At 60.9% G+C, this 23,017-nt stretch carries 27 protein-coding genes; 14 read left to right on the forward strand and 13 right to left on the reverse strand.

Features of this window, described 5'->3' with window-relative positions; genetic code table 11:
- Positions 1–153 precede the first annotated feature (153 nt).
- Positions 154–876, reverse strand: a complete 723-nt coding sequence (locus tag EKN07_RS07055; RefSeq protein WP_125482397.1) for a hypothetical protein — start codon at positions 874–876, stop codon at positions 154–156.
- Positions 877–1,051: 175 nt separating this feature from the next.
- Between EKN07_RS07055 and EKN07_RS07060 the strand changes: the two genes are divergently transcribed.
- Positions 1,052–2,062 (forward strand): alpha/beta fold hydrolase, encoded by a 1,011-nt coding sequence (locus EKN07_RS07060; protein WP_126146006.1) that lies wholly within the window; start codon positions 1,052–1,054, stop codon positions 2,060–2,062.
- A gap of 83 nt (positions 2,063–2,145) precedes the next feature.
- Here EKN07_RS07060 and EKN07_RS07065 read toward each other — a convergent pair whose 3' ends face one another.
- From EKN07_RS07065 to EKN07_RS07085, 5 genes are read right to left on the reverse strand one after another with little or no spacing between them, the layout of a single operon-like run.
- Positions 2,146–3,588 carry an FAD-dependent oxidoreductase gene (locus EKN07_RS07065; RefSeq protein ID WP_164546628.1) on the reverse strand — a complete coding sequence of 481 codons (1,443 nt, stop codon included), beginning with the start codon at positions 3,586–3,588 and terminating at the stop codon, positions 2,146–2,148.
- Complete coding sequence (locus EKN07_RS07070) at positions 3,563–4,027, reverse strand: hypothetical protein (protein ID WP_125482398.1); 465 nt, start codon at positions 4,025–4,027, stop codon at positions 3,563–3,565. Before EKN07_RS07070 ends, EKN07_RS07065 begins: the two co-directional genes overlap by 26 nt.
- A gap of 37 nt (positions 4,028–4,064) precedes the next feature.
- The gene (locus EKN07_RS07075) at positions 4,065–4,634 is read right to left on the reverse strand and encodes an LppA family lipoprotein (protein ID WP_108714927.1); all 570 of its coding nucleotides are present in this window, start codon (positions 4,632–4,634) and stop codon (positions 4,065–4,067) included.
- A gap of 4 nt (positions 4,635–4,638) precedes the next feature.
- Positions 4,639–6,279, reverse strand: coding sequence for an alpha/beta hydrolase (locus tag EKN07_RS07080; protein WP_126146008.1), 1,641 nt, complete (start codon positions 6,277–6,279; stop codon positions 4,639–4,641).
- A 17-nt stretch (positions 6,280–6,296) separates the two neighbouring features.
- A complete protein-coding gene (locus tag EKN07_RS07085) occupies positions 6,297–6,725 on the reverse strand; it encodes a hypothetical protein (protein WP_126146009.1) in 429 nt (142 codons plus the stop codon).
- A gap of 268 nt (positions 6,726–6,993) precedes the next feature.
- Between EKN07_RS07085 and EKN07_RS07090 the strand changes: the two genes are divergently transcribed.
- A complete protein-coding gene (locus tag EKN07_RS07090) occupies positions 6,994–7,374 on the forward strand; it encodes a hypothetical protein (RefSeq protein ID WP_126146010.1) in 381 nt (126 codons plus the stop codon).
- A complete protein-coding gene (locus EKN07_RS07095; protein ID WP_126146011.1) occupies positions 7,371–7,826 on the forward strand; it encodes a GNAT family N-acetyltransferase in 456 nt (151 codons plus the stop codon). The genes EKN07_RS07090 and EKN07_RS07095 overlap by 4 nt, the downstream gene beginning before the upstream one ends.
- Positions 7,827–7,985: 159 nt before the next feature.
- On the opposite strand, the gene EKN07_RS07100 is transcribed toward EKN07_RS07095, so the two are convergent.
- Positions 7,986–8,591: a hypothetical protein gene (locus EKN07_RS07100; RefSeq protein WP_108714932.1), complete on the reverse strand. Its 606-nt coding sequence runs from the start codon at positions 8,589–8,591 to the stop codon at positions 7,986–7,988.
- Positions 8,592–11,123, reverse strand: a complete 2,532-nt coding sequence (locus EKN07_RS07105) for an excinuclease ABC subunit UvrA (protein WP_126146012.1) — start codon at positions 11,121–11,123, stop codon at positions 8,592–8,594. It abuts the gene before it with no gap.
- 273 nt (positions 11,124–11,396) lie between these two features.
- Between EKN07_RS07105 and EKN07_RS07110 the strand changes: the two genes are divergently transcribed.
- A complete protein-coding gene (locus tag EKN07_RS07110; protein WP_126146013.1) occupies positions 11,397–11,867 on the forward strand; it encodes an XRE family transcriptional regulator in 471 nt (156 codons plus the stop codon).
- The gene (locus tag EKN07_RS07115) at positions 11,864–12,271 is read left to right on the forward strand and encodes an antitoxin (protein ID WP_126146014.1); all 408 of its coding nucleotides are present in this window, start codon (positions 11,864–11,866) and stop codon (positions 12,269–12,271) included. The genes EKN07_RS07110 and EKN07_RS07115 overlap by 4 nt, the downstream gene beginning before the upstream one ends.
- A 212-nt stretch (positions 12,272–12,483) precedes the next feature.
- On the opposite strand, the gene EKN07_RS07120 is transcribed toward EKN07_RS07115, so the two are convergent.
- A complete protein-coding gene (locus tag EKN07_RS07120; RefSeq protein ID WP_126146015.1) occupies positions 12,484–13,059 on the reverse strand; it encodes a TetR/AcrR family transcriptional regulator in 576 nt (191 codons plus the stop codon).
- Between the two features lie 159 nt (positions 13,060–13,218).
- Here EKN07_RS07120 and EKN07_RS07125 point away from each other — a divergent pair, with 159 nt between their 5' ends.
- The gene (locus tag EKN07_RS07125) at positions 13,219–14,424 is read left to right on the forward strand and encodes an ABC transporter permease (protein ID WP_126146016.1); all 1,206 of its coding nucleotides are present in this window, start codon (positions 13,219–13,221) and stop codon (positions 14,422–14,424) included.
- Between the two features lie 104 nt (positions 14,425–14,528).
- On the opposite strand, the gene EKN07_RS07130 is transcribed toward EKN07_RS07125, so the two are convergent.
- Positions 14,529–15,305, reverse strand: coding sequence for an SDR family NAD(P)-dependent oxidoreductase (locus EKN07_RS07130; RefSeq protein ID WP_126146017.1), 777 nt, complete (start codon positions 15,303–15,305; stop codon positions 14,529–14,531).
- A gap of 547 nt (positions 15,306–15,852) precedes the next feature.
- Between EKN07_RS07130 and EKN07_RS07135 the strand changes: the two genes are divergently transcribed.
- The 6 genes from EKN07_RS07135 (at position 15,853) to EKN07_RS12555 (ending at position 21,135) form a co-directional block, all read left to right on the forward strand.
- Positions 15,853–17,124 carry a hypothetical protein gene (locus EKN07_RS07135; protein ID WP_126146018.1) on the forward strand — a complete coding sequence of 424 codons (1,272 nt, stop codon included), beginning with the start codon at positions 15,853–15,855 and terminating at the stop codon, positions 17,122–17,124.
- A 189-nt stretch (positions 17,125–17,313) separates the two neighbouring features.
- Positions 17,314–18,258, forward strand: a complete 945-nt coding sequence (locus tag EKN07_RS07140) for an ATP-binding cassette domain-containing protein (RefSeq protein WP_164546629.1) — start codon at positions 17,314–17,316, stop codon at positions 18,256–18,258.
- A gap of 173 nt (positions 18,259–18,431) precedes the next feature.
- A complete protein-coding gene (locus EKN07_RS07145; RefSeq protein WP_126146020.1) occupies positions 18,432–19,058 on the forward strand; it encodes a hypothetical protein in 627 nt (208 codons plus the stop codon).
- A 738-nt stretch (positions 19,059–19,796) separates the two neighbouring features.
- Positions 19,797–20,468, forward strand: a complete 672-nt coding sequence (locus tag EKN07_RS07150) for a TetR/AcrR family transcriptional regulator (protein WP_126146021.1) — start codon at positions 19,797–19,799, stop codon at positions 20,466–20,468.
- Positions 20,465–20,821 carry a DoxX family protein gene (locus EKN07_RS07155; protein ID WP_241228151.1) on the forward strand — a complete coding sequence of 119 codons (357 nt, stop codon included), beginning with the start codon at positions 20,465–20,467 and terminating at the stop codon, positions 20,819–20,821. The genes EKN07_RS07150 and EKN07_RS07155 overlap by 4 nt, the downstream gene beginning before the upstream one ends.
- A 161-nt stretch (positions 20,822–20,982) precedes the next feature.
- A complete protein-coding gene (locus EKN07_RS12555) occupies positions 20,983–21,135 on the forward strand; it encodes a hypothetical protein (protein ID WP_164505413.1) in 153 nt (50 codons plus the stop codon).
- Positions 21,136–21,165: 30 nt separating this feature from the next.
- Here the strand turns inward: EKN07_RS12555 and EKN07_RS07160 are convergent, their stop codons facing one another.
- The 3 genes from EKN07_RS07160 to EKN07_RS07170 all read right to left on the reverse strand — a co-directional run bounded on the left by EKN07_RS07160 (position 21,166) and on the right by EKN07_RS07170 (position 22,416).
- Positions 21,166–21,480: a hypothetical protein gene (locus EKN07_RS07160; protein WP_126146023.1), complete on the reverse strand. Its 315-nt coding sequence runs from the start codon at positions 21,478–21,480 to the stop codon at positions 21,166–21,168.
- Between the two features lie 138 nt (positions 21,481–21,618).
- Positions 21,619–21,966 (reverse strand): hypothetical protein, encoded by a 348-nt coding sequence (locus EKN07_RS07165; RefSeq protein ID WP_126146024.1) that lies wholly within the window; start codon positions 21,964–21,966, stop codon positions 21,619–21,621.
- Positions 21,967–22,143: 177 nt separating this feature from the next.
- Positions 22,144–22,416 carry a helix-turn-helix transcriptional regulator gene (locus EKN07_RS07170; RefSeq protein ID WP_126146025.1) on the reverse strand — a complete coding sequence of 91 codons (273 nt, stop codon included), beginning with the start codon at positions 22,414–22,416 and terminating at the stop codon, positions 22,144–22,146.
- Between the two features lie 149 nt (positions 22,417–22,565).
- Between EKN07_RS07170 and EKN07_RS07175 the strand changes: the two genes are divergently transcribed.
- Together EKN07_RS07175 and EKN07_RS07180 are read left to right on the forward strand one after the other, a co-directional pair.
- Positions 22,566–22,823: a helix-turn-helix transcriptional regulator gene (locus tag EKN07_RS07175; protein WP_126146026.1), complete on the forward strand. Its 258-nt coding sequence runs from the start codon at positions 22,566–22,568 to the stop codon at positions 22,821–22,823.
- Complete coding sequence (locus EKN07_RS07180; RefSeq protein WP_126146027.1) at positions 22,820–23,011, forward strand: helix-turn-helix domain-containing protein; 192 nt, start codon at positions 22,820–22,822, stop codon at positions 23,009–23,011. The genes EKN07_RS07175 and EKN07_RS07180 overlap by 4 nt, the downstream gene beginning before the upstream one ends.
- The last annotated feature ends 6 nt before the right edge of the window (positions 23,012–23,017 follow it).

Here is a 23,017-nt window from a genome sequence, read left to right on the forward strand (position 1 = left end):
CTCGGACGTGCGATGCTGCGCTGAAGGCCGTAGAGTCCAACTTGTTGCCATCCCTAGCGGCTGGAGCCGCGACAACTTCTGTACGCGGTGGGTGATTCATCGATGCCATCATGAAAGACAACGGACATCTTGGCCTCCGGTGACACCCGCGTTTTAATGCACAAGCGTGACATCGCAGAACACGGCACCGGGAGCCCACTCCTCCCAAAGAATATCAATGACCGCAATCAGTGTGGTCGCTGTGCTGCTGCGCTCGGCGATGAACAAGATCTGCCGGTCGAACTCGCATAGCGCCCTCACTAGTTCCCAACTCGGCGCTGTGTGCATTCGTATGACGCCGAGATGTGGTTCGCTGCCGCATAGCACATCGTATCCGTCAATGGTGCCTGCACTGTGATGCTGACATTTCAAATGATCTATTACGCGAAGGCAGGCATCTTCCAGCGGCAGGTTGCGCAGCCACGTCGAGTTCGCCGTGGAGATTACGGGATGCTTATTCGGACTAGTCGAATGGCGAGGCAGAGGATCTGTCGCGCTGGTCGAGATCGGGTTGGCGTCGTCGCATGGTTGAGGAGTCTCACCACTGGGTAAGCCGCAGTGGTCTGCACCGCGTGGATTCGAGGAGGGGCTGAGAACCTGCTCTGAGCGCGCGCGAGCATCGAGCTGTCGAATGGTTTCGGCGAACTGCTCCGATAGCGAGTGAGCGGTGCTCTCTGTGCCTGAAGTGAGAAGCACATTCTCGACGCTGGGACAGCCCGGCGCCGCAAACCGCTTGAGGATGGCGCGCAGTTCTTCCCGGAAGGGGGCGACCCGGCGCTCAGCGATGAGGAACTCGATACGCTGCTTGCGTTCTTGGGGATCCATATCTCTGCTCATAAGAGTGCTTTCTTCATCGGCTGTGATTCATTCTTTCACGGTGCAACACGATGAGTGCACGGTGCAACACGATGAGCACACCATGCCGCGAGGTTTCGGATCAGGTGCACTCCGCTTTGCGCGAAGGGTGGAGGGACGGCTAGAAGTCGTGCCTGGCGCTGCGCTTGAATAGTGGATGATGAAGCTGAAGTATGCGAATAGTCCTTTGGGCGTGCCGCGAGCGACGCCACGTGTGCCGCGGCGTTTCCGCCTGTTGGCGGCTTTGACCGGCCTGGCGCTCGCGCTCGGGGTGCTCAGCGCATGTAGCAACGATGGCACCACCCCCTCCGGACCGCAGGATCCGAGCGTATCCGGTTCCGGGGCTCCAAGCGTGGGAGCGGAGACGCCGTCGGACAACGCGGCGGATTCAAGCACACCGGTGGATGCTTCAGATGGCTCCTACAAGGTGAGCACGCGCGAGATCACCGTCCCCATTGGTGACCAGTCGATTTACGGTGTCGCCTATCTGCCCGATACGGACACCCCGGTTCCTCTTGTCATCATTTCTCATGGGCTGGGGATCACGCATGAGTCGGTCGGTGAATATGCGCGTTTCCTCGCCAGCCACGGCATCGCCGCCTATACCCCGGACTTTCGTGGCGGTAGCACCATGAGCCGCAGCGACGGCGAGACCACCGAGATGAGCGTGATGACGGAGGCCGACGACATCGAGGCCATTATGGCCGCCGCCACCGGATGGGAGTTCTTTGACCAGGAGAATCTCTACCTGATGGGGGAGAGCCAGGGCGGGGCGGCCTCCGGCGTCGTTGCCGCGCGGCGGCCCGACGACGTCGACAAGCTTGTGCTTCTTTATCCCGCGTTCGTCATCCCCGACGTCGTGCGTGAGAGTTATCCGTCTCGCAGTGACCTGCCCGAAACCTTCTCTATGTTCGGGTGGATGACCTTGGGGCGTGTCTACGGCGAAGACGTGTGGGATTGGGACTTTGAGGCGGATGCGCGCAGCTATCCGAATCCGGTGCTCATCATCCAGGGGACTGCTGACGTGGTGGTACCACCCGCCTATGCCGAGCGCGCCGACGCCGCCTACCCGGATTCACAGCTACACATGCTGGAGGGCGCCGGGCATGGTTTCTACGGGTCCGAGGAAGACACGGCCAAACAGTACGCGCTGGATTTCTTGCGGTAGGCGGGTACGACTCATCCCGCTGTTGGACGGGCAGGTATGCCGCCGCGATGCGAAGGACGTTGTCTAACCTTCGAGGTGGCACGCTACTTCCGCAACGCACCGGCGAGCAGTGTTCGAGCCGCCCACATCCCGGTAAAGGCCGCAGAATCTGACCACGGCCACGCCAGGGAGTCGCCGGCCAGAATGACGCGGCGCCCGTATGCATGGCTGCGATAAGCCGCGATGTGGGAAAGACGTCCGGGCGGGCTGGTTGGCATGGCGTACGGGATTCGGATCACCGCGTTGGTGGGCGCCGGGTTGGAGGGTGCCCTGTCGGAGGGCGTTGTGTTGGAGGGCGCCGGGTTGGAGTGCGCTGTGTTGGAGGGCGCGGCGTCGCCCGAATCGTCACCCACAAAGGCATCCCGGAGTGTCGGTTCCCACACCAAGAGACTGTGCCGCGCAGCGGCAATGATCTTCGCGTCTGATTGCGCGGCCAGTGCGCGCGCCTGCGAATCGGAGAACATGCAGGTGATGACATCGCGCGAACCACCGGAAGAACCGGAATCCGGGACGTGTCCGGCGCGGCTGGCCACACATAGTGCGGCGAATGGCCCGGTATCCGGGTGCGCGAGAACGCCGTAAGCTCCTTGCAATTCCGGACGGTCTACACGCCGCCCCAGTCCTAGGCCCACCAGCAAACCGCTGCTATAAGGTACCTGTGTCACGGCCGTTTCGTAGTGATCGAGCGCCATAATTCCGTCTGCGTGAGGTCCGGGGACGGCGACGACGACGGCGTCGGCCCGGTAGTCACCGCGATCCGTGCGAACAAGGACCTCCGATGCGGCCTGCGCTATTTCGGTAACGGTGACCCCGGTGTGTACCTCCAACCGAGCGGCGAGTGCATCAGTCAAGGTGGACAGACCGCCGCGGATGGTAAGGGTGTGCTGGCGCAGGCCGTGTTGCGCCATGGCCGCTACTGCTGCGGCAGAGCTCGCTTGTGTGTCTTGGAAGTAGAAGCCGTGGTAAGCGGGGCGCCATGCACGTTCCAACATGGCATGAAGCCCTAGTTCCTCTGCCCATTCGGTGGCCGGGACCGCGTCGAGCGCTAGCCAGTTCAAGGGATCGAATGTGCCGTTGCGGCGGTAGCGCGTGCCAAAACGTGCCAGTCCGGGAACCGCCGCGCCGGCGTCGCGCAGGGAGAGGATGTCGGCTCGCACCGCAGACGGCGGCAAGCTGGCTCGAAATGCTCGAATCTGGCCGTCAATGGCAATTGCGCTGCCGCTGCTGAGATGCTCCAACTTGAGATTCACGGCGGCGGCAAGCTTCGGGATAATCCGGTAGGCGTCGGTCACGAAATTGGCGCCTGCTTCCATCGTGCAACCGTTGACGGTAATGGAATGGAACCTGCCTCCGGGTCGCGCTGCTTTGTCTACAACGACGACGTCGATACCAGCGGACTGTAGCCGCCAGGCGGCGGTGAGGCCGCTGATTCCGGCGCCGACGACGATTGCCGTGCTGCTGCTACCAGAGGATCGACGCTGCGCCATTAACATCTCCGCGGGTAGTAAAGGCTCTGGCCATTTCTGCGTTGCCTGTGTCAAGCAAGAGGCTCGACCGGGGATCTAACAAGCCGACCGTATCGGAGACTCGACTACCGGTCAAGGCTCGATCATGAGTACTTTCAGGAGTAGCACACATTGTTGAGGGCTGGGCGGTTTCGGTGTGGGCGGTTTGCACGTCGGTGCGCTGGTGGAAGGGCAGGTTCCCGTCGTAGCAGGGCCGCTCGTGCATGCTGTTTCCTCCTAGTAGTGCACACCCGCTGAGTACCAGCAGGGCTGCTAGTAGTAGCCTGGTCAGATGTTCGATGGGTCGTCGTATGCGCATGGTGTTATACGGCTGTCCCGGCCACGACGTTGGCGAGTTGTTCTTGTGCGTGGCTGTTATTGACCAGGTAGCCGGAGTGCCCGGTGACAGTCGTGTTCGCATCTGAACCCCTCTGCACATAGTGATGACCGGAGGTGGATCAGTGCGACGGGGATGTGCTCGAGTCGCTGGTTTCGGGACGGCAGCCGGTCGTGTAGCTCAATGAGAGAGTTTTGCCGGAGGTGGATGTCATGACAGTGACGTAGCCGCCGTCCTCGGTGTTGAAGATGTTTACGAAGCCACGCTTTTCTTCGGAGATGTCGACTACCTCGGTGAATCCGAGTGGTTCCAGCTCTTCGATCACGATGTCTCGTAAGTGTGGGAAGTCCTCTATCGGAAGACCAAATGCCCGGCCCTGTGTCCGGAGGTCGTACTTTCCTTTGTCTGCGCCGTCCTCGCAGTATCCGAATCCGACCTCGTCGAGTGTCTCGATGTCGGTCCAGTTTTGTGGTCCGTATTCGGCATCGATGCGGTTGCGGACGCGTTGTAGGGCGCTGGTCAGCCCGGTGTGGGCGGTTTCCACGTCGGTGCGCTGGTAGAAGGGGAGGTTCCCATCATCAAAGGACCGCTCATACATGGTGTTTTCTCCGAGTAGTGCACACCCGCTGAGTACCAGCAGGGCTACTACTAGCAGCCCTGTCAGGCGTTTAACGAGTCTTCGTGCTGGCATGGTGTTATCCGGCTGTCCCGACCACGACGTTGGCGAGCTGCTCTTGTGCCTTACTGTTATTGACCAGGTAGCCGGAGTGCCCGGTAACCGTCGTGTTGGCGTCTTTTGGGTTCAGGTGGGTGAAGCCGTCATCGTAGTAGGGATCCTTACCCAGTGCGCCGCTGCCGGGCGGGACACCATCACTACCAGAGACAATCGCGTTGCCCCACCCCATCGGATCGTTGTCAAAGCGCAGCACGTAGCGGTTATCTTCGGGGACGTTCATGTCCCAGGATCCGTGGAATACTCCGGGGGAACCGAACACGGCATACCCGTCCACCACACCCGGCCGGGCCTGCGCCACACCGTAACTCGAGGTGGTTGACCCGTAGGAATGCCCGAGCACGGTCTGATACACCCCCGAGCCTTGGCCGTCCACGTTGCGGGAGTCCTCAATGCCCTCCACGAACGCGGCCAGCGAGTCTCCACCGGTCTCCGCCCGGCCAAGACCTGCCGCAGCCGGCACATCCGGTGGAGCGTCATACCCCATCCACGCCACCGTCGCAACAGACTCACCGTCTGTATTTCCATTGGCGATCCTTCGCAGATTCTGCATGTCCTTCGTCAGTCCGGGCATGTCTTCGACGGTGGTGGTCATGCCGGGGACGTAGGTGGCGACATAGTCGGCGGTGTCCACGTTGCCGACCGCGATGGCGGCGTGGGTCAGTTCGTTGCCCGGGCCGCCGGTGGCGGGTTCATAGAGCAAAAGCTGAGTGTGGCTACCCTGCGCGAGGGCGTCTTTGATGGACAGTATGTCGTCGCGTTGGCGTTCCAACTCTTGGAGTTCGGTCACGAGCGCCGGATCCTGGTAGGAAATATTATCGCTGGGCTCCCCTGGCTTTGGTTCCTTGTAGTTGAGCTGTCCCTCCAATTCTGCAATACGCTGCTCGACGGCGGTCAGGTCCTCGTCTAGGTTGTGCTGGTTGGCTTCATTGCGTGCCCAGGCATCAATACCATCCAGGTTGCCCAACTGGCGTGGATACTCCCGGATCATGCGCTGGCGTTCCTCGTCGGTGAGTGCGTCCCACCATGCCGCCACCTCCTGCGTGGAGGCGCCCACTGGTGGGGAATCCGCCAGGCCTGGCGTGTCCGAGAGGTCCTCCACCTGGGAGGCCTTGCCCTGGCCCACCGCATCGAACACCGCCTTCAACGCCGCATCCACGTCTGCTGCCTTGTCTAACGCGTCGCGTACATTTCTCTGCGCGCCATTCAGGGCCGCCTCGCGTTCTAGTTTCTCGTCAATATCCAACCAACAAGCCGGAGTCGGATCACTCACGTTCCCGGACGCCGATATGTCGAAACCAAAGAAACCTGCCCGTGACAGGGCCTCGCTCACCGAGAGGCGTACTTCGGCCACGCCGTGCTGGGCGGTGGATAGCCCGCTGATCAGGTCACCGATTAAGCCGAGGACTAGTTCGGATGAGTCTTCTAAACTATCGCGTCGTTCTTGTGCGGCGGTTGCTCCGGCACCTGACCAGCCGGAAGTGACGTCAATGCTCTGGATGTACTCGCCGACGGTGTAGGCGCGTTTGCGGATTCGGATTAACGCATCTATCGCCAGGTCTAACGCGTCCTCTTTCCATCCCAGCACGTCTTCCCAGATCACGACCACACCACCTTGTCTTATTCGTTGACCAGTGCGTCGAAAGCCGTGAAGTCCACGTCGGTGCGCTGGTCGGTTGCCGTATACGAGGCCAGTGCTCCGTTCAGTGCGTCCTGATACCCGCCCAAGGCCTCCGAGAGCTTCCCGGCCGTCGCGTCCACCGACCCGGCCACAACCGACGCCGAGCCTGCAGCATTCCCACCCGGCATGGCTGACCCCACAGCGTCCAGCACGTCACCAAGCCTGACCGTCACCGCCTCATCCCGCGCGTTCCCCGCCACCGAAGCCGCTTGCTTCAAACTAGACAGATCCACCACCAACTCCAACACGTCTTGCTCCTTTGCCGTCGTAAGACTGCTGTCATTATCCGAAACCGTGGCCCTGCCCCAGCACCGGCAGTACTTCAACTCGTGAAGCTCGTACCACCGATGAAACAGGAGCCGTTCCACGGCAATTATCGTTAGCGTAGGCCGTGTACGGTTCTCGTGCAAGTGTTGCGATACAGGTGCACTGGCGAGCATCAGGTGTGCCGGGGCGACGATTCCTGCGGGTTTTTCCCTCCAGCACAGCCATAGGCGCTGGAAGTGGTGCGAACATGGGACGGCTGCCGTTGGCGTAGGTGCTTCCGCTAACGTTTGGGCTCTGGCAGAATTGAGGTAGGGATCACCATATCCCGACTTCGATAACTGACAAACTTCCCACAAGGAGGACTCAATCATGGCCTATACCGTATTTCGCAAGATACTCAGAATAAGCGGCGCGATGGTAGCAAGCGCAAGCGCCGCATATGGAGTCTGGGTCGCAATATTCTATGAAGGGGTTATCCCCGCTCTCTTGCCCTTTGCCGCCGTCGCCACCGTCGGCGCGGTGCTTGCCGCATGGGGTGCCGTGCAGGCCAACAGAACGACGCTTGCTGCGGGAATGGCGATGCAGATTCTCAGCCCGACGGGCGCCGCTTGGATACTCTCTTTGCTCATAGGGCTTATCGGAATAGGTTTGTTGGTCGGAGGACCGCTCTTGCCCAGCGGAACCAGCCGGGCGCAGCACGACTCTACTGATCCGGTGCTCTATTACGGAATGCGGGGGAGTCATATTTGATTGAACTCAGGGACATCACCGAGGAGAACTTTCCCGCCGTCGTCGCGATGAAGCGTCCTGAGGGAGAGAATTACGTTGCTGCAAATGCGTACTCGCTTGCGCAGGCGTGGCTGTATCGCGACAACGGCGACGTGTTCCCCTACGCGATCTACGATGGCGAAACTCCAGTGGGATTCCTGCTGCTCGACGAGGATACGTCTGAGCGGACGCTGCGCATCTGGCGGATCATGTTTCCGGAAGAGCACGCGTGCAAGGGGTATGGAAGTGCGGCGATACGCCTGGTTCTGGAGCGGGCGCGGCGAATGACGGACAAGTTCGACGTCGTTGCCTGCGACTGCGATCCTTCGCACACGCGGGCGCGGCATGTGTACGAGAAGCTGGGTTTTGTTGCCACCGGCCAGATCAATCATGGCTCGGATGAGCTGGTGTACCGGCTGACTGCTTCCGCTTGAGCAGGGGCTTCGCATCGGCGTCGAGCAATAGTGGCGCGACGGCGGCCGCGAGTATAAGCGTCGTCGCCCGATTCTTCGTGAAGTCCTCAAGAAAGGAGGCCGTCCTAGATGCCAGGATTCCTGCCATGCTCGCGGAGGAAGACCGTGGCTATGTCGAAGTTATTCCGGTCGATTGGAGGCACTCCCACTCGCATCTGTGGCGTCGTCCGGGCCGACGACCCGTCCATCCTCCAAATTAACCAATAAGACCCCGCTGTTCGGCTCGTGCTTCGGCGTGCACGCGATCCAGCCCTCGTCCGCTTTCCTCGCGACGTCGAATCCGTCGAGCGCTAGGCGCTGGGTGGCCCAAGCGACACCGGTTGAAGATATTGCCACAATGTTCAAGTCAGTAATGAGCAGTAGTAGCTGCGGGTCCGGTACTTCTAGCACGTCGACGACGTCGTGGCGCGCCTGCGCAACCTCTGTGAATGATTTCGGATCGCGCACATCACCGAGGAAGGCCGTACCACGGGCGACGATGCAGGCGATCCACGGGTGCGGCGAGGGGTACGCGCCGCTGCAGGTAGGTATCCCCGGTGTTGGGGAGTGGATGCCGAGAGTGTATGAGGCATGGTCTGGCCTGGGTGCGTCACCTGGTTCCACCAGATAGGTCTCCATATAGGAACCGAAATCTTTGCCGAGCTCGTAGTCGGGTTGTCCTCCGGGAGGCAGGTCAACGACGCCAAGACGATACCTGCAAGAGAAGGTGTGAAACTCTGTTGGCATTCAGTGCCCACCGCTCTGGTTCAAGTGTTCCGCTAGATAGCGCCCCGTAATCGATGCCGGATCGGATGCGATCTGCTCCGGCGTGCCACTGGCGACCACACGGCCACCCGCCTCGCCGCCACCCGGCCCCATATCGATGACCCAGTCGGCATTAGCGATCATATCCAGGTCATGCTCGATCACCACCACACTCGCCCCCTGCTGCACGAGGCGATCCAGCACGCCCAGCAGCACGCGCACATCCAGCGGATGCAGGCCAATACTCGGCTCGTCGAGCACGAAAACCGTGCCGTGCTGGTCGCGCCCCAGGTCTGCAGATAGCTTTAGCCGCTGTGCCTCGCCCCCGGAGAGGGCCGTCGTCGCCTCGCCAAGGGTGAGGTAGCCGAGCCCAAGTTCGGCGAGCAAATGCAAGTGACGACGCACTTTCGGCAAATCCGCGCACGCTTCCTCCGCTTGTTCGACGGTGAGCGCCAGTACATCGGGCAGGGACAGGGCGTCGTCGTCGGACCCACCGCGCGGAACCCGGCGGATCGCGCGAGCCTGCTCGCCATAACGAGACCCGCCGCATTCGGTGCAGACAATATCGACGTCGGGCAGGAACTGGACGTCGAGGACGATCTGCCCGGTGCCGTCGCAGTGCGCGCAGCGCAGCGAGCCGGTGTTGTAGGAGAAGTCCCCGGCTTTCAGTCCGGTCTCTCGCGCCTGCGGGATGCGCGCGTACACGCGGCGCAGCTCATCCATGACTCCGGAATATGTGGCAACCGTGGAACGGACATTGCTGCCGATAGGCGAGGAGTCGACGACGACTACACGCTGCGCCTCGCCGGTGCTGATCGATGTGGCGGGTCTGGGCAGTGGCGCACTGTCGGCAAGCGAGCGTAGCGCCGGCACCAGGGATTCCAATACCAGAGTCGTTTTCCCGGAGCCGGATACTCCGGTGACGGTGGTGAGCCGCTGTTCGGGGATGGCGACGTCCAGGGCATGGACCGTGTGGATCGGGGCGGTTTCCAAACGTATGGTGCCATGTTCGAATATCTCTGCGGAATCGGCCGTCTTCCGGCTATGAACGTCAGCCTGCCCGGTGATGAACGGCGCGATGCCGCTGGCAGGGTTTGTGATCGCGTCCGAAAGAGGCGCGTTGATGACGATGTTGCCGCCGGCTTGCCCCGATCCGGGGCCTATTTCTATGAGCCAATCCGCTTCCCGCAACAAAGCGACGTCATGGTCGACGACGAGCACGGAGTTGCCATCTGCCAGCAGGTCGCGCACCACGCCGGTCAGGCCGGTGAGATTGGCCGGATGCAGGCCGATACTCGGTTCGTCGAGAACGTAGAGGACTCCGGTGGTGCGGTTGCGTACGGCGCGAGCCAGCTGGACGCGCTGGCGTTCTCCGGTGGACAGCGTTGCCGAGGCGCGATCCAGGCTCAGGTATCCGAGCCCCAGATCGAGTAGACGGCGTGCGGTCACAGTCAGCTCGTCGACGATCTGCCGTGCCATTGCTACCAGATCATCCGGCATGGTGGCCGGAATGCCCGCTACCCATTCCAGCAGATCGGCCAGCGGCAACATGCATGCTTCGTCCAGTCCGATTCCGCGCACTGTTGTGGAGCGGGCAAGCTCTGAGAGACGGGTGCCGTGACACTCGGGGCAGTCGGCCTCGTGCAGGAATTTCTCCACGCGCTTCATACCCTTCTCATCCTTCACCTTGGAGAGGGCGTTCTCCACGGTATGAACCGCGCTGTAGTAAGTAAAGTCCATCTCGGTGGCGATATTGGACTTTTCGTTCACGTAGAAGATGTGTTTCTTCTCCGCGGGGCCGTGGAAGACGATCTCCCGCTCATCGGGCGTGAGCTCGCGGAAGGGCACGTTTGTGCGCACACCCATCTCACGGGCGAGATCTTTCATGAGCGACCACATGAGGTTTTGCCACGGGGCGACGGCGCCCTCATCGATGGAGAGTGACTCGTTGGGTACCAAGGTGGATTCGTCCACCGTGCGCACGATTCCGGTTCCCTCGCAGCGGGGGCAGGCGCCTTCGGAGTTGAAGGCGAAGGATTCCGCGCTGGGTGGAGTGAATTCGACGCCGCAGGTGGTGCAGTGCAAGGCGAGATCGAGGGCGACGTCGATGGTGGGCGGGTTTTCGTGGCCGTTGGGGCACATGTGGTGACCGAGCCGGGAGTAGGCCAGGCGTAGCGAGTTCAGCACCTCGGTGGAGGTGCCGAAGGTGGAGCGCACCCCGGGAACGGGCGGACGTTGATGCAAGGCGAGAGCCGCCGGGACGTGGAGGACCTCGTCCACATCCGGGCGCGCAGCCTGAGTGAGGCGCCGTCGCGTGTAAGTGGAGAGCGATTCCAGGTAACGCCGGGCGCCCTCGGCGTAGAGCACGCCAAGCGCCAGTGAGGACTTGCCCGAGCCGGATACGCCGGCAACCGTGACTAGTTTCCCCAGCGGTACCTCGACGTCCAGGTTCTTCAGGTTATGGACCCGTGCGCCGCGCACGCTGATGGTGGAGGGCGGGGGAGTTTCTGACATGACGTTTCTTTCTCATGCGGCTATGGCGCATGTTCATGCGCCCATGGGGCGTGCAGAGTGACGTTTCCTCACGCGCCACCGTAGAGTCTACGACCGCTGCTGCGATGGCGGTAGCTTCGCACGTTCCATCGCCAGGTTTACCGTTGTCGCCGTGCGGGGGGAGATGCCGGTCTGACTCAGGTTCGGCTGGCCGAGCGTGCCGGTTTGCGGACCCGGCGGCGCGTCAATGATGAAGCCGCTGCTTCTATAGCACTTGTGCTATAGAATGTGGTTGTGAGGCGTTTTGACACGGGCGCTGCCCCTCAGATCATCCGAGCCGCGCGGCGTGATGCCGGTCTGACTCAAGCTCGGTTGGCTGAGCGTGCCGGTTTGCGGCAGCCGAGCCTGGCGCAGATGGAGTCAGGTAAGCGCCCGGTATCTGACGAGATGCTAGAACGCATCTTGCGCGCAGCTGACTACCGCCCGTCAATTCCGCTTGCCACCCATGCTGATGAAATCATCGCTCGTGCCCGAGTGTACGGACTGTCTAACCTCCGTGTTTTCGGTTCGGCACTGCGTGGCGAAGACACCTATGATTCTGACATTGACCTGTTTGTCACGCCCGCGCCCAGTACCGACCTCTTCGATCTTGCCCGATTCGTTGCCGAGGTCGAGGCGCTCACGGGATTCCCAGTCGAGGCAGTGGCTGACACGAATGTCCCCGAGGTACTGAAGGACGCCCTCCGCGAGGCGGTGCCGTTATGAGTGGCGACGGAGAGGTCCGGCGGTTCGCCCCGCGCCAACGTCGCGCGGCCGGAGCCAGCCATGACCGTGAGAACCTGATGCGGGAGTTACAGGCGATCCGCCGACGTGTGCAGGCAGTTGCGGCAACCTCGCGGGATGCGTTTCATGACGGCTCGGACGCTTATGACATTGCATCCATGGTGATCATTCGTTTAGCGGCACTCTTCGAGCGCCCTGAATTCGCGTCGTATTTGACGGACGTCACCCGCGAGGAGCGTCAAGCGATCAGCACTACGCGGAATATCGCTGCCCACACGGGCTACCGGTCTATGAATGATGACCTGTTCTGGCTTGCAGTGACGCACCGCGTGCCGCGAATTCTGGAGCGACTGATGGAGGAAGATGGCGCGGCCGGGAGACGTTAACCGATGGGCTTGGCCGTGCGTCCCCAAGCTTTTCAAGATTCTCAGTTGAATCGGCATGCGGCATAGAAGTGCGGAGAGGGTGTAGAGCTTCCGGTCTGAGCTTTAGATGGTTAATACGTGAGGGGTGTGGAAGGAGGGGCGCGTCAAAGGGGACGGCCACACAGCGGTGGCTTTTGTGGGAACTGTCTCTGGGTAACTCGGGTGGGCTGCGCCTATTTGGTCGCTTCGCCAATGTTCCGGAGGCGGGCAACGCACGCCTGCCCCAATGCACTGCCAAGGAAGTTGAGTAACGCAGGTACCGCCTCCGCCTCGTTGGTGCGGCGATGGATTGTGAGCATGCCGCCAATGACGAAGTTCAGAGCGATCTCGTCATCCGCGCTCAGCGCGGCGGTATGGCCCTCTTCGTCGTGCGACCACGCCGCCACGAGGAATTGCTCCAGGAGAGGCGTCAGAGCGGTACCGTTGCGGCTGGCAAGAAGGCGGACACGGCGAAGGCGTTCTTCGCCGTCGTCGGTGGATAAAGTACGTGAAGCTACCGTTCGGGGCGGCTCTTCAGTAAGGAAAGCCTGCTTGATGTTGTGGAGTGGCAGGTCGGCCACTGCGCTTTCCGCGAGGTCGTCCAAGCTTGTGAAATGGTAGTAAAAGGAGTTCTTGTTCATCTCTGCTGCGGCGACGACGTCGCGCACGGACATCCGTTCGTACGGCTTGCGTGCGAGTACCTGCCAGAATGCGTTGATGAAGCGCTCTGGGCCGTGCGGGTCTCCCGGTGCGTAGCGTGGTCGCCCCATATCTCTCCTAAATTAGCCACTTCGGGTGAATTGTGGCCGTTTAAATTAGCCACTGTGGCCTATATTCTACATGTGTCAACGCCGGAACCTGGGAATATCACCGCAGGTCGGCTCCGCGACCACAGCTATCCGCTGTGCAGTGTTTTGTAAGGAGTTGCTATGAGCGCCGTTGCCGAGAGGTTAGGAAAGCGCCGTTTCGTTTTGCCAACGCTTGCCGCGTTGTTACTCGGATGTGTCCTTTCGCTTGTTTTCTACCCCATGACCCATATGGAGCCGCGGGATCTCCCCTTTGCCGTCCTCAATCTTGACGAGGGGGCAACTGCTCCCACTGGCGAAGTCAACGCCGGGCAGCAGATGGTGCAGGGGCTCGTGAACGCGCCAAATGAGGCGATTGAGTGGACCATCGTCGACTCGCAGGCAGAACTCGACGCCGCCATGGAGAACAATGAGTACTACGGCGCCGTGGTGATTCCGGCAGATTTCACGGTTAAGCAGTTGGAGGCCGCAGGCGGGGGAGGAGCTGCCAGTGTCCAGGTGCTTATCGATAATGCTAAGAGCCCGCTGGTGGCCACGCAGATGAGTGCGAGTATCCCATCCCTATTTGGCGAGCAGGGGATCGAGGCTCAGGTACAGGTACTTCACGCCGGGGCATCAACCGCGAATACGAACCCATTGCTCAGCCAACAACTTGCAGTCATGCCGCTGGTGATGCTCTCGCTCGTGGCATCGGTCATCGTGGCGTTCATTGTGGCACCGGTCAAAGGGACTGTGGGAGCTGAGCGCCGTCGGCAGGTGGCGGTGCAACTAGCTACGCTGCTGGTTACTTCGGCGGTGATCGGGTTGACGGTCTGGGTCATTGTGACGGCAGTGGGCGGATTTAGCCTATCGGCTGCGGGAATCGTGTTCTTCTGGCTGGCGAGCGCAGCCATTATGACTTTGCTTGTGGGGGCCTTTGACATACTGGTGCTTCTTGGTGTGCTTGTAGCCCTGTGTCTCTTCGCGTTGGGAATGCCATGTGGTGCGTTGCCCGTGGAGATGATGCCCTCCTTCTGGCAGAGCTGGGTGTATCCGTGGGCGCCGCAGCATTTCATTGGCAACGGCCTGCGTGATATCGCTTATGTGGGTGCGGGTGCGTGGCCGTCGGGTGCTACGCAGCTGGCCGTGATCTGCTGTGTTGGTCTCGCACTGCTTGTTGCGGCGGCGTTTATGAGCCGAGGCGAGCGGAATGCCGATGGTGCGGCGTCTGAGGGCAATGGTGCGGTAGTGGAGCGTAATGGCACGGCGTCTGGGGACAATGGCGCGGTATCGGAGCGTATCCACGAACAGGCGCTGGCAGCGGAGAGTGGGCAAGCGTTTGATGCGTAACCGACTGCCCGACTCATAACACACGTTTGGCCCGGTGGCAGGCTTTGAGAGCCGACCACCGGGCCATCAATTTACGTGCAATTGCGCTATCGTTGGCGCAGCCGCTACACGATGGTAATGCCGCCGTCGACGGTCACAAACTGGCCTTGTACGTAACTGCAAGCATCGGAGGAGAAGAAGAGGATTGGGCCGTTGAGTTCTCCGGAGGCGCCGGGACGACTGGCGGGGTTCTGCGCGTTGTATGCGGCAAGAAACTCCTGTGACTTGAAAAGCGTCTCCGCCGTCATTTCGGAGGAGAATAGGCCGGGGCCTAGGGCGTTGACCGTGATGCCGTAGCGTGCATAGGACGCGGCCATGCCTTTGGTCAGGCCGATGACGGCCGCCTTCGAGGCATTGTAGGAATGGCGGATGAACACGTCTGCCTTATCTGCGATCACGGCGTTCACCGAGGCAATATTGATAACGCGGCCGTATCCTGCTTCCTTCATACGTGGCAGAACATACTTGGAGACGTGTGCGATGCCTTTAACGTTGGTGTTCAGCGCTTTGTCCCAGTCCTCGTCGCTCAAGGTCTCGACGCCGCCACGCACCGCCACTCCGGCATTATTGAGCAGAATGTCGATGGTTGGGAACTGTGCGGCGACCACGTCGATCGCATCCTTGCAGCTAGCCTCGTCGGTCACGTCGCAGCCGACGGCGAGAACGGAAACTCCTTGGTCTTCGAGTTCGGTTTTCAAGGTCTCCAGGCGATCCACCCTGCGTGCGAGCAGTGCGACGTTGGCTCCCGCGGCGGCGTAGGCACGGGCGGCGTCGGCGCCGAGCCCAGAACTCGCTCCGACGACGACGGCGTTCTTACCTTCGATATTGAACGGGTTGGTCATTGATGGCTCCTTTGCTTGAGTCGCGCTGTGGAATGCCGTTCCACGACTGTTGGCAATGCGTGATATGTAAGCGTTCTGCGGTCCCTCGGTGAACGAGCTGGTCCGCAGGGTTCTGATCGTAGATGTAGCTGAGCCGTATTGGTTCTGGAATCAAGGATACAATGCGGAGGCCCGTGGTGGGCGCGTATGGCGTCCGCTGCCCGCGCAACATCATCGCGCGGTGCAGTGTGGTATGCCCGTGCCGATTCTGTTCGACACCCCCGGCGTTCGTGGTGCGAATGTTCCTGCGTGAGTCAACTGGGTGTGCTCATTGCATCGCACAACCGCGGGGTGCGGCCTTCAATCTTGTCGTTCGTCGTCGCACGCAGCAGTGCATCGTACAACCGGGGTGTGGCCGCTACACCGCATAACTGCACGAAGTCGAGCGGGGCGGAACGACAAACGCGACTCGTAGAGCCTCGCCGTTGCATAGAGTACGCGGTAACATGGGGGCGTCCTTACAACGTGACTGTGTCGTGGCAGTGCCAATCGAAGGGAGCGTCGTCGAATGAGGAGCCGTTCCTACCTGTTGGAGCTGCGGTTGCGGTTGACGCTCCTTGCTCTCAATGCGGTGTTGTGGATCGCTGCGGCGGCAGCTTTATGGGCGTACTGGGGGAAATCGTGGAATGGGGTGTCTGGGTGCCTCTTCGTTCCGGCGGTCTATTTGGGTGGTGCTCTCGCCGCCGAGGGTTCTTATCTCGCGATACGCCGGGCGGAGGCGCGCCGTAATGCAGTGTGGGCGGCGTCGGCCCGGTCCTCGGCCGCAGTGACCGCGTTCAGTGCCGTACTCGATATCCTCTTCGCCGTCGTTTTTCCATATGCGGCATACGCCAGCGTTCTCCTTGCCCACGGAACGTTGCGCGGACTCAACGGGCGTCTTGTTGTACTGGTAGGAGTTTTCACCCTGCTTTACCTGACGCTTACCTACGTGATCGGCATGCTCACAGCGGCCATTGCACCAGGCAGGATCATCCCGCCTGCACTCGCCTTCACCCTTGGTCTTTTCCTTGGCTCTTATCTGGTCTCGAGTTCAGTTGAGATCAACAGCTGGTACGCCTTCCCATTGGACGCGTTCCTGTTGCTGTTGATTGTGGGTGTGCTCGCCGTCGGTGTGCTTATTGGCGTGCAGCATACATATGATTCCTCTGCCCGCAAAGCGCAGACGACAAGTATTGCAGGGATTGCGATGATCGTCGTCCTCGCCTGGTTTTTCGGCCCCATTGATATTGCGAGGACCGAGCGAGCGGATGGGGAGAACCATATCTGCGAGCAACAGGGGATAGACATGGTGTGCGTGTGGAAAGAGGACGCATACAAGCTTCCCAGTTTGAAGGAGCAGGCGCGCCGGTGGCGGCAGATCATCACCGGAACGCAGTACGATGCGCCACCCACCTTGTTCTTTGAACCGGCACTGCCGTTGGGTTCGTTGAATACAAGGTATGGGTATGAGGACAGTATCGTACTGCAGGCCACTGGTGGTAAGAACCCGAACTGGCAGGCGGGCTACGGCATGATTGAGAATGCTGCCTATTGGGAATGTCCGCAGCAAGACGAACGGGGCGCATCGACAGGCTACATGAATCTCAGCGGCATTATCGGCAACTACATATACGGTGACATCGACTATCGCGGCTACACGGTCGACAGCCCGGACGAAGACGAACGCCGATTTGCGCTGACCGAACGGTTAGCGGAGCTGCCCGAGGATGCCCAACTCGCCTGGCTGCGCCAGAAGATCGGCACCTATGCCGAAACCTGTGAGTTCGAGGTGGGGATGTAATGCGTGAGTTTTTGATGTTGACACTCTGTCGGCGGTGCACGTCGTCGTGCAGGATGGCCAATGAGCCGCGACTAACTGGATATGCCGCCATTTTGAAAGGCGGCGATCAATCAGGATACCGGGTAGTCCGCAAATCCTTGGATACGTGGCCATTGAGTGCCAGGAAGTGGAGTAAGAATGCCTGAGCGCATGTCAGAGGATTCGCAAGCGGTTGGCCCGCAGGAGCTGACCGGCGCGGCGGCACCGGGGGCTGCTGGCGCGCAGCAACCTGCTGACGCATATGGTGTGGTTGAACTGCCTACCGAGGAGCGGGCCATAGAAGTTCCGTTGACGGAAGTTGCGGCAGAGTCGGACTCCGTGCGAGTGCCACCAGCATATGCAGCGGGGCCGTCCCCAGCATTTGCGGTGCACGGGTTGTGTCAGGGCTACGGGAAACGCGAGGTGCTGCACGATCTCGGCTTCGATGTTCCCGGCAACGGGACAACGGGACTGCTCGGTCCTAACGGTGCTGGCAAGACGACTCTCCTGCGTACCCTGGTGACCCTACTCAAACCTCGTGCCGGTGAACTACGTTCCGGCGGTGTGGCTATAGATAGCCGAGCAGCTATCCGCGAGTTTCGTAGGAAGCTCGGCTACTTGCCACAGGGATTCTCCTACGACGAGGCTTTTTCGGCTCTCGATTTTGTCTCTTATGCGCTGTGGATGCGTGAGTACCCCTCGGCGAGAATCGCTGATGAGGCTCGAAACGCCCTTGCACGAGTGGACCTAGCGGACCGCGCCTCGAGCCGGATGCGGGAACTCTCCGGCGGTATGCGGCAGCGGGTGGGGATTGCCGCGGCTATAGCGGGCGAACCGTCGCTGATCGTGCTGGACGAGCCGACTGCCGGCCTTGACCCAGGGCAGCGCTTCGAGCTACGAGCCGTACTCAGCGATGTAGCCGCACGGTCGACGATCATCCTCTCCACCCACCTGATTGAAGACCTCGCTGCCATCGCTGATCATCTGATCGTTCTCAACGAGGGAAGAATCTCCTATGAGGGAACCGCGGAGATGCTGCGCGCGAAGGAGAGCCTATCTGTGGAGGGGCTAGAAGCTGTCTACCGAAGGCTACTGAACGGCGATTATGCGCGGTGAGGCGGATTGCTGCAGCGGAGGGTGGATGCTTGTGATGCTACAAGATGGGGTGGCGGGGATGCGACCGATGTCGGCGCCTTGCCACCTTTAGGTCACCAGGTGTGGCGTTTGCGGCTGTCTCTGGTGAAGGCCTGGTAATTGCGAGAGATGGGGTGGTGTGGATGTTGAGGTTAATGACGAAGAATCGGCGCATCCTGCAGGTGCTGATATGGAGCGCTGTACTCACGCTGGGATTCCTTCTGATCTTCCCGACGTCGTACGGCTTGCCGCCGGCGAACGGCGTGCGGGAGATAGCGCTGACCCGCGTGTTGCCGGTGTTCTTAGGCGTGTTGGCGGGAACCTGCACGGCGGGTAGAGGGCCAGGGATGGAGGATCTTGCCGGGCCACGCGCCAAACGCTGCCGCGCGCTGGTGCTAGCGGTGGTCTGTGCGGCGCAGCTGACGTGCCTGGCCTGCCTCATCGCCGTCGTGAATCTGCTTGCGATTGACGGGGCCATTGAAGCACGCGATGCCCTCGTATTCCTGGCGGGAACGCTGTTTTTCCAAGCGCTGTGCATTATTTCCGCCTACCTGTTCTCGGGGCCGGCGTACTGGGTGATTCCAATGTTGGCGTTTTTCAGCCAGGTGGCCTTTCCTTATCGGCGGTTCTTCGAGCCGAATCGGTGGACGGTGTTACTCACGAGTAACCCAGCCACGGTGGCGATGACGGTGGTGTTGGTGGTCATCGCTGGTGCGCTGGCGCTATCGACGCATCCGGGGATCGTGACCCGGGCACGGATGCACGCGCCGGTGCTCGTCTAGATGTGAGGTAGATGCGAGGCGGGCACAAACGACGCCGGCACAGATCTAGCATGGCCGTGGAGTGAAGCGGCGCTGGTGTCGGTTTGCGCTGGCGTCGGCGGGTCGGATCGACATGATGCGTGTGTAGATTGTCCAAATCCCGTCCAAATGGAAGGGAGCTGACCGGAGTGCTGGTCAAAATCCGCATGATTCCGCCACTCTCTAATATGAATCAATCCAGATTAGCGCCGTTTGGACGGGATTTGGACAGGGAGCATGGTCGAGGTGTGTGGCGCGGACCCGGAGTTGCGCGGCAGGCGCCGCAGATGGTGTGGTTACCGTGATTGCACGTGCGTGGAAGCTGTGCAGCGCGTCAGTGTCTAGCCGGTCAAGTGAGGGACCGGACTGCACGTGTGGGGAAGCTGCCCTAGCGTATCGGGACAGGTTGGCGGCGAAGCGGCCCCGGTTGCACGTGGGGGAAGTTGCAGTGGACTATTCGGTAGCGGCGACTATCCCCCAACCGTGATTGCCAGTGCCGGGAGGGAGGGCGTTCGGCGCTGGGGTTGCCTGCGTGAACGGCGTACGGATAGACCGCCCTAGCCCGACTGGCCGCTGGATGCGCCATGGCGCGGCCGCGATCATTTTGCGCGGGGTTGTTCTCTTGCGCTCGCTGGGAAGCTGTGCAATGCTTTGACTGAACATGTTCAGTGAACGTGTTCAGGTTGGAGGGTGTGATGCCGCGTCAGGCTGGAGGGCGCAATGTCGAGTCGTGCTGATTCACGTGCCGCAACCAGAAGAAAGGTTGTTGGTGAGGCGCGCGTTTTGTTTGAACAGAAGGGGTACGCCCGGACCACAGTTCGTGATATTGCCGCAGGTGCTGGTGTCAGCGTGGGGACTGTGATGTCGGTCGGCGATAAGGATGAGTTGCTCGTTGAGGCCTTCGAAGACCGCATCAGAGAGTTTCATGAAGAGCGGGCGGCAGGTGCGGAGGATACGCAAGAGGGCAGCGGTTCTCTGTCCGGGCAGGTTGGGCAGATTGGGCTGGGGAGCGGGTCTGCGTCCGCCGTCGATAGGAATGCTGCACTCGAAAAGCTACTAGCCACCGTCGGCCCCTTCATCGATCTCTTTGCCGAACACCAAGAAATGGCCCGGGCGTATGGGGCTGTCCTCCTCGTGGGGCGGCATGCGTCGCAGATCTTCGGAGAGTTACAGGAACTGCTCATCGGTGAGTTCGAGGCCGTATTTGCACGCTTGTTGCAGTGCCCGCCGGCGCAAGCCGAGCAGCTTGCGGTAGGTGCGTATCTCGCATACGTTGGCGCGCTGTTCGAATGGGCGGCGACGCCGGGTATGGACCGTGCTGCATTGCGTGCCAGACTTCGGGAGGGTTGGCAGGGCTTTATGGGCGTAATGCCGGGGAGGTGCGAGTCGTGATTCTGTTGCCGCACGTTCCTTGGCTCGTGATCGTACTGGCGGTGGTGCTGCTGGGCGATGCGGTTCTGTCGCTCCGACCGCCCACGTTCATGCAACGCTGCCTTGATGGTGTTGGCTTTCCCCGCCAATGGTGGTGGGTGTTGGTTGTCGTGAAGGTGACGGCGGCTATCGGACTCATCGTCGGGCTTTGGGTGCCGGGCGTGGCTGCCGCCGCGAATGTTGGGGCGCTTGCCTATTTCGGCTGTGCCGCAGCGGCCCACATCCGCGCTCGGTTTACGGGCAAAGAATTCTGGGTGAACTGCATGGGCATGTTATTGCTTGCGCCTATCGTCCTAGTAGTAGGCCTGGTGTGATGAGTGGGTCGTCCATATGCTCTGCGGACGATGTGCGTGCCTGACTTAGATCTTTAGCAACTCGAGCGGCTCCGTCGAGGACGGCAGCGAGTCTGTGCCTGGGACTCTACTTGCGGTGGGGAGAACGTGTGCCGCGTTGGGTGCCGCGGTTTGGAGGTCGCGTGATCTCACCGCGGGTGCCCTTGCTGGTCGGTGGGATCGGCAACGCCCTGCTCTACGTGATTACCGGCGGCACGACGGCGATTCTAGGAAGCCGTTGGCTGGGACTTGCGGAGGGCTGGATGCCAACCAGGGACATCGATATCAACCAGTGACTGGGCGATCGTCGTCGACAGACACTTAGTTCAATGGCGCCTACCAACGTCTGGCTGATTGGAGCTCGCCGATGCGATGAGATTGCTTTTCGCCAGCGGAAGTGACTCCGCAACGGCACGTGCCCACCTGTGCGTGTCGGATACAGCGGCCCAGTTGGAGTGGAGAAGGACCATAAGATCCTCGTGCAGCCGCTGAGCCGGCACCGCGCCGACGTCGTTCGCCAGACTGATCGCACCGCTGGCGTCACGCAAGACCTCGATTGCGATGCCCGCCGTTTCTCCCGCGGCGGCGCTCGCCAGCAGGCAGTTGTTCGTCATGGATACATCGCCCGGCCCGTCGGTCACCCCGCGTTATCCCTGCTATGCCGCCAATCTACACGCTGGCACGGCGCGCCAACATTGGGGCTAGTCACACTATCGTGCACACTATCCGAAATGAGACAAACATACCCCCAGAATCTAGCGAGATTCTGGGGGTATTACTTACGCGAACGAAAGAAAGCCGTCGTCGCATTGGTAGCAGGCGTAGCCGCCGATACCGGACAGGTCGAAGGCTTCGTGTACGCCCCGCGTCGATCCGCAGACATCGCAGCACGGCCCGGACCAGCGAGGAATGCGCTCCCCGCCCTCAAGGTAGGCGTACACCATTTCAGCGCCATCATCAACGCGGAACGGCTTACCAATCTTGCGGCAAACGCGGGTGGTGGTACTGCCGTCCTTCTTGTGGATGCTGATTTCCTTCCCTTCGGTGTGCATCAGCTCGCTATAACGTCCGTACGCTACCCATTCGCCGCTCTTGGTCTTGCGGTAGGTGGTCTGTGTCTTGCTCATTTTCTTTCCTTTGCTTGTGGGTTCGAGGCCTTCCCTCTCCCTGTACTTATAGTGTACAGCTTGGGCGAGCGGGAAGTCAACCCCTAAAACGTGGCGTGCGACACAAAAAGGCCCCGGCCATTTGGGCATCGTAGAGAGGCCTGGCCGGGGGACTATCAAGGCCAATCATACACGCGCCTACAATTCACCGCCCATCTCCTCAGCCAAACGCACATGCTCCTCAGCCCGGCGGAAAACCTGCGTCTCGCGCAGGTCAAACGCTGCCGCCAACTTATGCACATCGGAGACATAGAACGGGGAAGTGCCGCGCAGTAGGCGAAACACTCGCGTGCGGGATACGCCAGACCTCTCGGCTACCTGATCGTATGTGTATGAGTGCCGCTCCATCTCGGCGAGGAAAACGCGGGCCAGCGCGCTGTCTAGCGGCTCGGGTGAAATCGCTTGTCTCATAGAGATACCCTATACCTAGATAGGCACGCGCGTATAGCGGACGAAATACACGCGCCGCAGAGATTCGCCGCTATGAGTTGACAAAATTCCTATTTAGGCATACGCTGAACTCGTCCGATTCCTAGATAGGAATTTTGAGAGGAAATTCGATGGAAAAAGATCCACTGCTCAGAGCGGTAATCGTGGAGCTTCGCGCCGAGATGGCACGCCAAAAGATCAGCCAGCGCGAGGTCGCTAACCGCATCGGAGTAAGTGCTCAGTACCTATCCGAGCTACTCAACGGCACGAAGCGCCTACGGGCAGCCCTGCTACACAAAGCCGCTCAGACCCTCGGCCTCGACATGGAAACGCTCTACGCGCGGGCTGAGGCTGCGATGCGTGCCGCTGAGCGTGAGGCTGCGGCATGAGGTGGCTATCACTAGCGGAGGCTGCCGAGCGTGTGCCGTACTCCCGGCAGACCCTGGAGCGGGCCGCGCGGGCAACCGAGGAAGGGCCGGGACTACTACCACCACTACCAGCCCGGAAAACACGGGCCGGACGGTGGGTCATCACAGATGAGGAGCTAGACGAGTGGATGCGCTCGCAACTCGACTAATCAAGC

This window comes from Actinobaculum sp. 352, assembly GCF_003957265.1.
Classification (GTDB): Bacteria; Actinomycetota; Actinomycetes; order Actinomycetales; family Actinomycetaceae; genus Asp313.

Coding starts and splice junctions, on each gene's coding strand:
- EKN07_RS07175 (WP_126146026.1), top strand. CDS start 22,566: ATGGAAAAAGATCCACTGCTCAGAGCGGTAATCGTGGAGCTTCGCGCC.
- EKN07_RS07100 (WP_108714932.1), bottom strand. CDS start 8,591: ATGCCAACAGAGTTTCACACCTTCTCTTGCAGGTATCGTCTTGGCGTC.
- EKN07_RS07075 (WP_108714927.1), bottom strand. CDS start 4,634: ATGCCAGCACGAAGACTCGTTAAACGCCTGACAGGGCTGCTAGTAGTA.
- EKN07_RS07060 (WP_126146006.1), top strand. CDS start 1,052: ATGATGAAGCTGAAGTATGCGAATAGTCCTTTGGGCGTGCCGCGAGCG.
- EKN07_RS07115 (WP_126146014.1), top strand. CDS start 11,864: ATGAGTGGCGACGGAGAGGTCCGGCGGTTCGCCCCGCGCCAACGTCGC.
- EKN07_RS07070 (WP_125482398.1), bottom strand. CDS start 4,027: ATGCGAACACGACTGTCACCGGGCACTCCGGCTACCTGGTCAATAACA.
- EKN07_RS07065 (WP_164546628.1), bottom strand. CDS start 3,588: ATGGCGCAGCGTCGATCCTCTGGTAGCAGCAGCACGGCAATCGTCGTC.
- EKN07_RS07170 (WP_126146025.1), bottom strand. CDS start 22,416: ATGAGACAAGCGATTTCACCCGAGCCGCTAGACAGCGCGCTGGCCCGC.
- EKN07_RS07135 (WP_126146018.1), top strand. CDS start 15,853: ATGAGGAGCCGTTCCTACCTGTTGGAGCTGCGGTTGCGGTTGACGCTC.
- EKN07_RS07090 (WP_126146010.1), top strand. CDS start 6,994: ATGGCCTATACCGTATTTCGCAAGATACTCAGAATAAGCGGCGCGATG.
- EKN07_RS07145 (WP_126146020.1), top strand. CDS start 18,432: ATGACGAAGAATCGGCGCATCCTGCAGGTGCTGATATGGAGCGCTGTA.
- EKN07_RS07130 (WP_126146017.1), bottom strand. CDS start 15,305: ATGACCAACCCGTTCAATATCGAAGGTAAGAACGCCGTCGTCGTCGGA.
- EKN07_RS07140 (WP_164546629.1), top strand. CDS start 17,314: ATGTCAGAGGATTCGCAAGCGGTTGGCCCGCAGGAGCTGACCGGCGCG.
- EKN07_RS07120 (WP_126146015.1), bottom strand. CDS start 13,059: ATGGGGCGACCACGCTACGCACCGGGAGACCCGCACGGCCCAGAGCGC.
- EKN07_RS07105 (WP_126146012.1), bottom strand. CDS start 11,123: ATGTCAGAAACTCCCCCGCCCTCCACCATCAGCGTGCGCGGCGCACGG.
- EKN07_RS07180 (WP_126146027.1), top strand. CDS start 22,820: ATGAGGTGGCTATCACTAGCGGAGGCTGCCGAGCGTGTGCCGTACTCC.
- EKN07_RS07150 (WP_126146021.1), top strand. CDS start 19,797: ATGTCGAGTCGTGCTGATTCACGTGCCGCAACCAGAAGAAAGGTTGTT.
- EKN07_RS07165 (WP_126146024.1), bottom strand. CDS start 21,966: ATGAGCAAGACACAGACCACCTACCGCAAGACCAAGAGCGGCGAATGG.
- EKN07_RS07055 (WP_125482397.1), bottom strand. CDS start 876: ATGAGCAGAGATATGGATCCCCAAGAACGCAAGCAGCGTATCGAGTTC.
- EKN07_RS07125 (WP_126146016.1), top strand. CDS start 13,219: ATGAGCGCCGTTGCCGAGAGGTTAGGAAAGCGCCGTTTCGTTTTGCCA.